This window comes from Veillonella infantium, from assembly GCF_002959895.1.
Taxonomy (GTDB): domain Bacteria; phylum Bacillota; class Negativicutes; order Veillonellales; family Veillonellaceae; genus Veillonella; species Veillonella infantium.
Genome location: NZ_PPDD01000015.1, coordinates 72,811 through 84,987, shown reverse-complemented (window position 1 = coordinate 84,987; position 12,177 = coordinate 72,811). Strand labels below are relative to the sequence as shown.

General features: G+C 38.4%; 6 protein-coding genes. 1 reads left to right on the top strand and 5 read right to left on the bottom strand.

From position 1 onward, the window contains the following. The first annotated feature begins 594 nt into the window (after nucleotides 1–594). Complete coding sequence (locus VCHSUH03_RS09470) at nucleotides 595–2,244, top strand: class I SAM-dependent methyltransferase (RefSeq protein WP_105094844.1); 1,650 nt, start codon at nucleotides 595–597, stop codon at nucleotides 2,242–2,244. Between the two features lie 246 nt (nucleotides 2,245–2,490). Here VCHSUH03_RS09470 and VCHSUH03_RS09465 read toward each other — a convergent pair whose 3' ends face one another. From VCHSUH03_RS09465 to VCHSUH03_RS09445, 5 genes are all read right to left on the bottom strand, one after another. Next, nucleotides 2,491–5,286: an S-layer homology domain-containing protein gene (locus tag VCHSUH03_RS09465; RefSeq protein ID WP_105094843.1), complete on the bottom strand. Its 2,796-nt coding sequence runs from the start codon at nucleotides 5,284–5,286 to the stop codon at nucleotides 2,491–2,493. A 522-nt stretch (nucleotides 5,287–5,808) separates the two neighbouring features. After that, nucleotides 5,809–6,852 carry an inverse autotransporter beta domain-containing protein gene (locus VCHSUH03_RS09460; RefSeq protein WP_105094842.1) on the bottom strand — a complete coding sequence of 348 codons (1,044 nt, stop codon included), beginning with the start codon at nucleotides 6,850–6,852 and terminating at the stop codon, nucleotides 5,809–5,811. Between the two features lie 185 nt (nucleotides 6,853–7,037). Beyond that, nucleotides 7,038–8,417, bottom strand: coding sequence for a YadA-like family protein (locus VCHSUH03_RS09455; protein ID WP_105094851.1), 1,380 nt, complete (start codon nucleotides 8,415–8,417; stop codon nucleotides 7,038–7,040). A gap of 265 nt (nucleotides 8,418–8,682) precedes the next feature. Continuing rightward, nucleotides 8,683–9,252 carry a hypothetical protein gene (locus tag VCHSUH03_RS09450; RefSeq protein WP_105094841.1) on the bottom strand — a complete coding sequence of 190 codons (570 nt, stop codon included), beginning with the start codon at nucleotides 9,250–9,252 and terminating at the stop codon, nucleotides 8,683–8,685. Nucleotides 9,253–9,614: 362 nt separating this feature from the next. Continuing rightward, complete coding sequence (locus VCHSUH03_RS09445) at nucleotides 9,615–11,933, bottom strand: autotransporter outer membrane beta-barrel domain-containing protein (RefSeq protein WP_105094840.1); 2,319 nt, start codon at nucleotides 11,931–11,933, stop codon at nucleotides 9,615–9,617. Nucleotides 11,934–12,177: the final 244 nt, after the last annotated feature.

Genomic DNA, 12,177 nt, shown 5'->3' with positions numbered 1-12,177 from the left:
AAATGTTGTAAATACTTTTCTTCATGTTTTTATCATAAACAGTAAGATTTGTTGTTAGAACCTTTATTTTGTTAAACAAAATTTAATATACGAGTGATTTTTTACTCATTTTTTCGGTGTTTTATACGTATTTTATAAAATATAATCTATTTTTCTCTATGCAGAACTAGTTTTTTCGATAATAATATTAATGTTAGTTATAAATAAACGATTAATTGATTTAATCTCATTGATTTTTCTCGATTTTGGCATCTATTTATATATTATCTATAAAATATGGATCATAGAAAAATATGAATATAATAATCCAACAACCTTTTAAAGGCACTTTCACAATTTTTTCATATATTAATTCACAAATGAAATAACTATGAATTTTTCGGCCGATTTTGATAAAAATTATGATATACTAAGTCATAATGCGGTATAATTGGGTCATCCCATAGGAGATGATACTAACCATTTTAGAAACTGTATAAACAGGTAGGTAGTTCATATAGATATAGATATAAATAGTGATATAGATAGAGATATAAATATAGTTATAGATATATAAGTTGGTATTCTCCCATAAAGAATAAGAAAGGACTCATTATGGATACACAAACTAAAGAGCCATCAAAAAACACTTCTAATGAAGTATATAAAGGAAACAATCATAATGAATCACAACAAATAATTAGTGCTCCACCGCATCAAAAGTCTGCGGATCAAGAAGAGATTAATGCATTGAAGGACTCTTACGATGATTTTCTTTATGTATCAAAAGCATTTTCTAATTGTGCTATTAACTCTTTAATCGCCAAAGCACGTCTATACGGTCTCAATCCAGCGCCAATTAAGGGTGCCCGCGTCCTCGAGCTTGGCTCCTCTTGTGGTGGCAATATCATCCCTCAAGCACTGTACTATCCAGAAGCAACTTTCACAGGCATCGACCTATCCCCTGTCCAAATTAAGCATGGTAACGAATTAATCAAATCTATCGGTCTCACTAATATCACACTGCTAGAAAAGGATATTATGGACATTGATGATGATTTCGGCACCTTTGATTACATCATCGTCCATGGCATCTGGTCTTGGGTGCCAGATATTGTAAAAGATAAAATCTTATCCATTTGTAATCGCAATTTATCAGACCGCGGTATCGCCTATGTATCGTACAATACATATCCTGGTTGGAAACGATTAGAACAAATTCGCGATATTATGCTCTATTCTGAAACACAGGCTAAAAAAGATAGCTTGCAAGAACGTACGATTTACACAAAGAATGTGCTAAAGCTAATTGCGGAAACCATGAAGATGGACGATGAAATTCAAAAACAGTCTGGTTATAAAATCGATAATATCAATCGCGTGTTGCAATCCAATAACTATTATGTAGCCCATGAATATTTAGAAACCTTTAATGATCCTGTTTATGTGGCTCAATTTATTGAGCGTGCAGAGCATCAAGGCTGCGTATATATAGGTGATGCACGATTAGAAAAATCTTTTATTACTTGGTTAGATGACAGCATCGTAGATAATATTAAGGTCCTCTCTAACAATGATTACAAGGCCAAAGAGCAATACTACGATTTTGTTTACGATACACAATTCCGCATGGCCTTATTAACTAAACAATGCAATGCAGATGCAATCGTGCGTAATGAAACAGTAGATAAAGAAATTCTTGAAAGCATTTACTATTGCGGGCTTGCAGAGGATAGACTTGGTACACCAAATGGTTGGACAGATCCTTTACATCAAACTATCAAGTATTTTATGAATACAAAACAACTATTTACTATAAAGGATATTCAAAAATATATAGAAGAACATTATCCAAACGAAACCTTCGATATGAATAAGCTATATGTGCGCCTATTCCACCTCTCTATCCTCAACCACCTCAATGCATATGGTGAGAATTATGAATGCTTACCATTTGTAGAAAATGTGAGCTATATTCCTGAGCGATTTATTAATTATGTTTCCACACTAATTGAAGGTAATGGCAAACAGTACATGACGTTAGGTAATATGTTTAACCAAGAGGACGCTAGTGTCGATGAAGGCTTACTATATGTAATGAAGCAAATGGCAAAACCAATCTCTCGAGCAGAGCTAATTGCAATTCTAGATGAAACACTAACGATTACACGCACTCGAAATGGTGAAACATTTACGGTGCCTAGCGAACAATATTTAGACGAATCAATTCAACATATCACTGCTTTGGGATACTTCAGACAATAGATATACCTTTATATAAATATAAATATAAATCTAAATACAAATCTAAATACAAATGCAGATATAGATTAATATATTGATATATTGATTCATATTTATATCTGCACAAATAAAAGCGTAACTGATAAGATTGCCGTCTCATCAGTTACGCTTTTTTATGTTCACTACTATGCGACCTCGGGGTGGAGTTGAGGTATGGCATAGTAGCTACTTATTAAGTTGTATAAACACTATAAACTAATAGTATCCTTATTTTTTATTAACACGAACGCGTTCGATTGTTGGTTCACCTTTAGCATTTTTAGCTACAGTGTCAACACGGAACAAAGCCATTTCAGGGCTGAATTCTGTTACAAGGCGATCATTAACTGTTACACCGTCTTGAATAGCACGGTATACGATTTGAGCAAATTCATAACGTGTTAACATACGGTCACCACCGAATGTGCCATCTGGATAGCCTTCTACTAAACCACGGCGAGATAAATCGCTTACAGCTTCATATGCCCAATGGTTTGTAGGGATATCTGGGAACAATGTTGTGTGATCGGCTTTCATCTTAGTACCAGCAACACCATTCAACAATGTAGTCAATTTTTGAATTTGAGCATTTTGTTCAGCTACAGTTTTCTTAAGAGCTAATACTTCTTTACCAATCGCTACACGAGAACGAGATACGCCACTATGAGCTCCTACTTTCACAGATAAACCAGCATTAAATACTGTTTCATCACTGCCTACAGTAGAACCTACGCTAAGTTGTACGTCTTCATTAGGACGGTAGAAAGCGCCTAATGCGGCAGCATTACCACTGCGGTAATGGCCATAGCCTGCTGCAAAGTCCCATTTAGCATCTGGATCGAAATCAAGTGGATGCAATGCTGCCAACGCTGCTGCACCTGCTACAGATTTATCAACACGTTTATCGATTTTAGATAAATTACCTTTGATATTTTTGATATCATTTGTGTTTTTGTTGATATTTGTTGTGTTATTTGTAATTTGGTCAGCAATATCATCAGCAAGAGATACCTTGTAATCATGAGTATTACCATTTACAGTTGGTGTTACCTTAATGTGGTCACCAGCTGTTACAGTTGTAACTTGAGTGGATGCTGCGATTTGATCTTGTACGCGTTTAAGTTGAGATACGTTAACCGCATCAGTATCTGCTACACCAGCTTTCACATTATTGATGATTTGGTCGCCTGCGCTGATACCATTTGTAGTGTAGTAAATAGTTTTACTACCTTCACTTGCATACATACCGTATTTAGTGAAGTTCGCTTGTTCTAATGTATCTGTGTTTTCGATTTGGATACCTTTAGGTGTAACACCGATATTTTCGCTACCGTTAAAGAAGCGAGCGCTGTCTTTATCGATACGAGCACGAACGTCGTCAGTTGCTTTGCCGAAGTTAGCAGAGCTCATTTCTACTAAGTCTTTATTAACAGCTACTTTATATTCAGCACCACCATTAGCATTAGTGCCAGATGTAACAGTTGTATTATCACCTGCTACTACAGTAGTATGTTTTTTAGCATCTGCCTCAACAGTAGAGATTTTAGTTTCTACCTTTTTAAGTTGTGCTACGTTTACTGCATCAGTATCATTTGTACCAGCTGCAACAGATGTAATTTGACGTGTTACATCATTAGCTACGTCGCCAACAGATACAGCAGATGCTGTGGCTTTCCATGTGGAGCTTGTATCAGTAGATACCGCTTTTGTGCTAATATCATAACCAGCTGCACCGGCTGCTACAGTCGCTTTTGATTTACTACCAAGAGCTACACCGCCTTCAGCAGATACTTCAGTGTTATGGCCAATAGCTACTGCATCGTTAACAGTTGTAGTAGTTTCTGCATCGCTAGAACCAATAATGACAGAATTATTAGCACCTGTTACCTTACGGTTATCACCAACGATAACTGTATTATTAGCATCAGATACAGTGTTCTTAGAACCTATAGCCGTCATATGTTGTACATTTGTACCAGTATTACCAACACCTACTACAAAGTTATCTGTGCTTTTAGCACCATTCGTACCTGTTACAGTATTGTTAATACCAATCATTGATGTACGCAATGTGTAGTCAGCCTTGTTGCCGCCACCGATGGCCATCGTAGCGCCACCGCCGTTAGCATCTTTTACAGCAGTGCGCAATTTTTCAGCTAATTCTTTAGCGGAATTACCGCCATCATCTGGTGCTCCAGAAATAGATTTAACAGAGTTAGTGATTTCGTTGCCAGCACCCATAATAAGAGAGCCATTAGAATTAAACGTTCTATTTGCTGTACCAACAATGCTGTTAGCAATGCCAGCGTAGTAGCTACTAGCTGTTTGAGACTCAATGCTGTTTAAAGAACCATTAATAGTGGATCCCAAGTTCTTAACAGGATTTGCTAAACGACCACCATTATATTCACTAGAGATAATATTATAGGTACCTGTATTGGTTGTAAAAGCGCCATTACTAAAGCTATTAGCACCTACTGTAGTGGCATAAGCATTCAATGCATATTTACGAGTAGTTGATGTATCTACCGTGATATCACCAAGATCGCCTTTATAGTTATGGGAACCAATCATAGTACTACCAGTACGAGCAAATGTATTATCCCCAATGGCAACACTGCCTACTACCTTTGTTGGATCCGCAGGAATTCTTGAAGAAGAGAAGAAACTACCACTATACGTTGTTTGACCTAATGCAAAGCTAGCCTCTACGCCGCCGGCCATATTTTCAATTTTTGCATTTTTACCAATCGCTACACTACCACCTTGGCTAGCATAGTTATTAATATTAGCATCCTTACCGACTACGATATCCCCTGTAGCAGCACTAGCACCATTGGAATAACCAATCTTAGCATTATTACCAATCGCCACGTTTTCAGCCTTTGGAGCATTGCTACCTGTACCGTACGCTACACCAGCACCAGTGCCCGTTGCCGTATCGGCTGCACTCGCTACAACACATAAACTAGATAACAATACACCGTTGATTAACAAAGTTAATAAACGTTTCCGTTTGTTCATAATTTAGAACCTCCATTTACAAACTACAAAACCTATCATTCTCTCTTTGCATTAAAATTCACTTTTTATTCATGAGTCTTATATGAATATTGTAGCACGTATACGAATTTTGTAAACAGTAATTTATATATCTATTAAGAGAATATAAAAAAGGATAGTTAATCGATGAGGATTAACTACCCTTTTTTGGTAAGAGGAAGGCGAACCTCTTACCGTTGCCGCATGATATAGGTTTGTTATTAAGAGAGAGATTTTGAAGTAAACACAACACAAAGATTATCACATAGTTGGAGAGTAACTAAGATGAACGGGCGATCACACGGCATCAAATAATAAGATAATGGCTTTTATAAAAAGCCATTATCTTAAAGAACAATTGATATGAACACTAACGTTTCCCTTACCTAGAGTATATCACTTATATAGGAACAATAGTAGGTTATTTTTCATTTAATTTTCATTAAAATAAAATGAATGCAGGAAATGGCATGACCATTCAATTTGTCTATTCAGTTATCAAAATTATTGTTCAACAAAAACCGTATTAGTTCGTCTTACGAGGTTGAGCATTTTATCGCGAACCGTTGCAGATTGTTCTAAACGATGCTTGCCACCATACCAAGCCATCGGAGCTCCCGCTAAACGGAACGTAATTTTACCATATGCACCGCCAGAGCTATGTTCCGGTTTATTGTATCCCATATCTACAGATACACGCGACGTAAGTTGCATCTCAGAGCCTACGCGTAAACCATTCTTATCGGCTTGTCGATCCTGGTTCCAGTGATAGCCTTCAACATAGACTCTAGCCCAGCGCGCATTTTTAAAGGTTTTACCATATTCTAAGGTATAACCATTAGATACTCGCTCTAGGGTATGCAGATTCGCATCCAAAACACGTTCATCGGAAGCAGAACCATACCAATTAAAACGAAACTCGCTTTCACCAGACATATATTCAAGACCAGCACTGAGTCGATCGTGACGATTTAAGAAGCGATGGTCATAGAATAGATGAGCCCCATAGAGATGATGGTCGTCCTTGGAGATACGACGGTACCCAACACCTACATTAAGGGTAGTACCCGTATCAGAGGCGCGAGAAATGCGCTGCTGCGTAAACCACACATCACGAGAGGTAGTATCGTAATGACCTAGAGGCTGAATAGTCTCCGCAGAATACAGCGGCTTCCACCCTTCTTGGAACTGAAAGCTCAGCGTAGTGCGGCGCATCCACGGCTTACCTTTGGCACCATACATAGCATTAGATACATTGGACATAGCCACCGCATTAATGGCGCGGTTCACTGCATCCACATTGCTATACTGCACGGTCTTAGTATCTTGCCGATCCATGATGAGCGGCCCACCTTGGCCAATCACATGGTCCGGTGTGGAAGCAGGCGTAATGTGAAAGCCCTCTGATGCGACCTTCATGCGCTCTGTTTGAGCATCCGTTTTTGCAGACACTACGCCCTTATCATTATGTAATTGTTGTTTTTCTGCCTCAGCTGTACCCATACAACACAATAGGGCGCTCAAGGCGATACACACAATACGTTTCATTACTCTCTACATTTAAAATTCATGAACAACAAATGAAATATATATTAGTGTATCGAATAATGTATATGTATGTCAAGATTAGCGGTCACTAAACCTTATTACTTTAATGTTATATATAGGTATATGAAAATGAGGTAATAACACTGTCATTACCTCATTTTTATAACCTCTATCAATATTAAATTCTATTTCTCATTAAGTTTTTGCACAAGCATATCTACTGTTTCTTGTAGTTTTTTGTTTTGTGCTTCTAATGTATCTACCCGTTGTTCCAATGCGTTATAGGATGCAGGAGAAATCTTAGCAAGTGTCTTATTTTCACCGAATTTATAAGACACACCCACATTGGCCATTAAATCGCCGCTTACAGTTGTACCTGCTGTAAGGAGTAGGTTTTCTTTCGGATAGTAACCTACACCAAGAGCCAATGCATTTTCGCCCTTATAGTGACCATAGCCACCCATAACTTGAACCTTGTGGTCAGGATCAAATTGTAGTGGATGCAATGCAGCGAGTGCTGCGGCACGAGCATCACCGCGATTGGATTCTTTTTCCACGTGGCGTACATCGCGATGCAATACATCAATTTGTTGGTTTGTACCATATAACTGGGAGCCGTTAACCGCATCTGTAGAATCCGCTGTAATACGACCTGCTGCAACATGAGTGATAGTGCGTTCTTGACCTGCCGCACCAACAGATACAGTAGACACAGGAGCAGTACCAGCAAAGCTTTCAGTATCACCATTATTGTAGGTATAACTTGGAGTGCTCACTACATCACTACTTTCAGCAGTAGAATTATTACCTAATACAACTGCATTGTCTAAAGATGTTTTCACATTATTACCAACTACGAATGTATTATTAGCACTCACTTGGTTCTTGTTACCAACACTGTAGGAATTATCGCCCTTAACAGTATCCACATTATACGTACCTACACCAAAGGCGCCAGATTGGTTACCTTCAATTTTGTTATATGCGCCAATAGCAGAGTTCTTATCGCCTTTAAAGATAACACCATGACCCATGCCATAGTTAAAATTACCATTTACAGTGGAGTTAGAACCGATTAATACAGTGTTATTCCCCTTACTAGCGGCAGCTTGAGAAGCGCCGAGCCATACGTTTTTATTACCTTGAGAGTAGGAACCTGTAAAGTAGCCTATAGCAATTGTATCGGAAATCGTTGAATTATAACCTGCTGCAAAGTTACCTAAGAAGTTATAATCACCTTTACCGCCTACAAATGTCTTAGAACTAAGCGCTACGTTACCACCACCTTGAGAACCATTCAAGGCAAGACGACCGATGGCAATATTATTACCCTTTGCATTTGGATCCCCTGAATGGGCATAGGGATCGCTGTTAGCCGCCCCAGTTTGACCACCAAGATGTACATTATCTGAGTTAGTGAAAGATGACCAGCCTTGTAAACCAATGTTATAAGTGGCACCACCACTAGAAACAACAGGAATATCTGCAGCCTGTACCAAGCTTGCCGAAGATATAGTCAAAACTCCGAGTACTGCTAATAATTGTAGTTTCTTTGCGTGATTCATAATCATACGCCTCCCTTGTTACACTACAAAACACTTCTCCTTCATACTTTCCTCATAATTCTACAAGTAGATTATACTGCTATCGAAAAAATATGTAAATAATATAAATAATAATTCATAAAGAATAGATCAGATCAGATAATATAATCAATTAATAGACAAACCCCCGTAGAATTTATTCCTACGAGGGCATTTGTTTTGAAAACAAAAGAGGCAACGGTCTATGCCGTTACCTCTTTCATAGATATATAGTTATATATACCGATTAGCGGATGCGTTTAACGCGGTTATTACCGTCACGCATAGCTTCTTTCAAGCTGTAGATTACCATTTCGTTCATGTAGAAACGCAATTCATCGTTATTCATGTTTTCAGTATTCTTTTCAAGAATAGCTAAGATTTGGCGTTCATATTCAGCTTTGTTCATGTCAGACACAGTTGTGTGGTTTGTGAAGAATTCTTTGTAATCTAAGTACAAGCGGTCTAATGCTACGCGAGCATAGCTATCTTTTTTATAGCGATGGCTTGTAATGTACCAGTCACGACGAACATTCATGTAGTACAACACGTTATTAGTATAACGTTGTTGACCAGACATTACGCGATTGTCGTCTTTGATTAAAGCATTGCTCATTCCCAATTGGAATGCTGCAAATTCAGATACTACAGCTTTTACCTCTTCACTAGGAACAGCAAGAGAAATTTCTTGTTGTTCTGCAGTCAAAGGAGCCGCAGGTTGTTCAGGCATCATCAAAGGATCTTGTGCCGCATGTACTTGGCCAGCAACACATACAGAAGCAATTGCCATAATTGGTAGTAATTTAATTAGTTTCATAAGTTCTCCTCATTAGAAGCCGCCCTCCCCAGAGTGGCTTCATTTATCATACACTAGATATTATCTCTATAGGAACGGTTATCCCCATAGAAATCCCCATACTAAGCATGGTAAATTTATTTATACAGTAAGCATCTATCAATAAATCCTAGTATGCTTACTATTTTCATTAGTATACACAATATATCGTATTTCGTCTATATAGTTTTTCCTTAACATTAAAAGAAAAATGTATAGGTCGCTATATAGTTAATTCTATGCTCCATACAATAAAAGCCTCCTAATAATAAAGTCATGACTCTATTATTAGGAGGCTATATATGTTAGCTATTGTACAAAAAGATTATTTAATAAATCTACACTTAGAACTTATGTGTAAATCCTGCATTTACGCCCCAGTCTGCTTGGTAATCACCAGACAAACCTGTAGCAACGTCAGCAAATACACTATTGTTGCTATTGAAACCATAACGGCCGCCGAATGCCAATTCAGTCCAAGTACCTTTGAGGTCTTGTTCTGTTAATTTCGTAACACTGCCGCTAGCGAATGCAGTTTTTACATTGCCTGTGAAAGCATGACCTGCAGCAAATCTTGTATAAAGGTTACCATTGCCGAATTGTTTACCCAATTCAAGACCAAGCTTGCCAGTAGTACTGTTTACGCCAGATTGGTTAACAGAGATATTATCTACAGTAAAGTTACGGCCACCAAAGTGTGTAAAGTTCAATTGTGCTTGCGGTTCTACATAGAAACCGTTAGCGTATTTCAATGTTTTGCCGTAGCGAACACCGATGCTGTACGCATTAGATTTTGTATCGCCAGACATAGCTTCACCGATTTCATTACGAGCTGTGAAGTCATTAGATACACGACCTACTTGAGTTTCTACATGTACATATTGATCTTTGCCAAGGTCTTTCAAACCATATGCACCAACGGAGAAGGATTTCACCTTACCGGAACCATCGAATACATAGTCTTCAGAGCCGCGAAGGTAGGACACTTGACCACCTACAGTCCAGCCACGGCTGATTTTAGCATCATAACCACCTTGGATGCGTGTATAATCTGTAGCTGTATCGATACCGCTGCCAGAGTAGCTGTATTTACCGCCACCGATGCGAGCCCAAATACCAGTTGGTTCACCTTGTTGCAATACACGAGGACGATACATATCGTCAGCTAATGTACGCCAAGCGTTGATATTTCCTACTACAGCAGAACGAATACCACGCATATGAGGTGTATCATAAGCACCACGAATAACAGGATTAGGATTTACTGGTTTAGGTGCTGGTGTTACAGGTGTAACCGGTTTAGGGTCTGGAGTTACTGGTGTAACTGGTTTTGGATCTGGAGTCACTGGTGTAACTGGTTTTGGATCCGGAGTCACTGGTGTAACTGGTTTAGGATCTGGAGTCACTGGTGTAACTGGTTTTGGATCCGGAGTTACTGGCGTAACTGGCTTAGGATCTGGAGTTACTGGCGTAACTGGTTTAGGATCTGGAGTCGGTGTAGGTTTTGGTTCTGGCACTACATAGGAGCCTTGACCATTACCATCCTTCCATGTAATATCCCCTTCTTTTTGGTCTGTAGTCAACGCTTTTTTGTAACTAGACACGATACCTTTAGAAGCGATGGATACAGTACCAGAAAGGTTTCTTTCACCTTTTACATAGTTTTCATAATAGAACTTGTGCGCTAAGTTATCTAAAATCTTATTTACATTACTTTCAGAAGAAGTATCGAGATGATCACCTGTTACATAGCCATGTACGCCAGAGCCAGTCGTAGCAGATTTTACGATGAAGTTACCGCCCTCGATGTCAGCTGGATCTAGGCCGTCTTTCTTAGAACCTGGTTTAGCATAATTTAAGCCAGTACCACTAGTCATGTCATAAATAACATTAATATGACCATCTAGTTTATTCACATGAATGTCGCTGCGAGAATCTTGGGAAATACGGCTGAAACCTTCGCGCGTACGAGTACCTGTGAGATTGTTAATACTACTACGTTCTGTTTTACCATCAATTTTGAAAGATTCCAAGCCGCCCATGCTATCATGGCTCCACATGCCACCATCAAAGGTCATGTTGATTTCGCCACCTTTATCCTCTAAGGTGTTCACAGCTTTACCGGAGAACTGGTTAGGACTGTTATGTGCACGACCTAGACCGATATTAATCACAGATGGTTGCTGTTCTTGATGAGGAGGCATCATTTTATCAGATACCAGCACATCACCTTGCATATTAAACACTTTGTGTTTTACAGTACCCGCATCATCAATGCCGAGATTAATTTTACTATTATATGCAAACGCTACTGGATATGGAGACTTCCATGGTGCAGTAGTCACGTCCATAACCCCGCCATCCACTTGAATGGAACTGTTATTTAGCATGCCTGTAATGAAAGCTGGTTGACGATAGCGTTTAGGCAATTGAGATGCATCAGGAGTATCCAAAGATCCAATGGTAACTTGACCACCATCAGATGCGACTACACCATTTGCAGTCGTATTACCTGTACTTTCAAATTTACTATCAGCAGTAGTTGCAAAAATACGTCCATCAGAATTAATACCTGCTGCAGCCCATGTAACAGGCATAGCCATCGTAGATGACAATAAGGTCATCATAACAGCAGACAATAAAATCTTATTACTACCTTTCATCCTCTTATACCTCAATCAATATTTCACTTACAATACAATCACATTTGTGAAAGCTCCTTCATACTTGAATATATATCTATGAGTTGATTTATTAGCCTTTATATACGGTAAAAGACAGATATACACTCTCATAATAAAGAAACTTTTTTCTAACACTTTTAAAATATATTTAAAATATTACATCATTTTTAGTGAATTGTAAATGAATTATACGTATTTATTTTAAAAATATTTAAAAATTGTC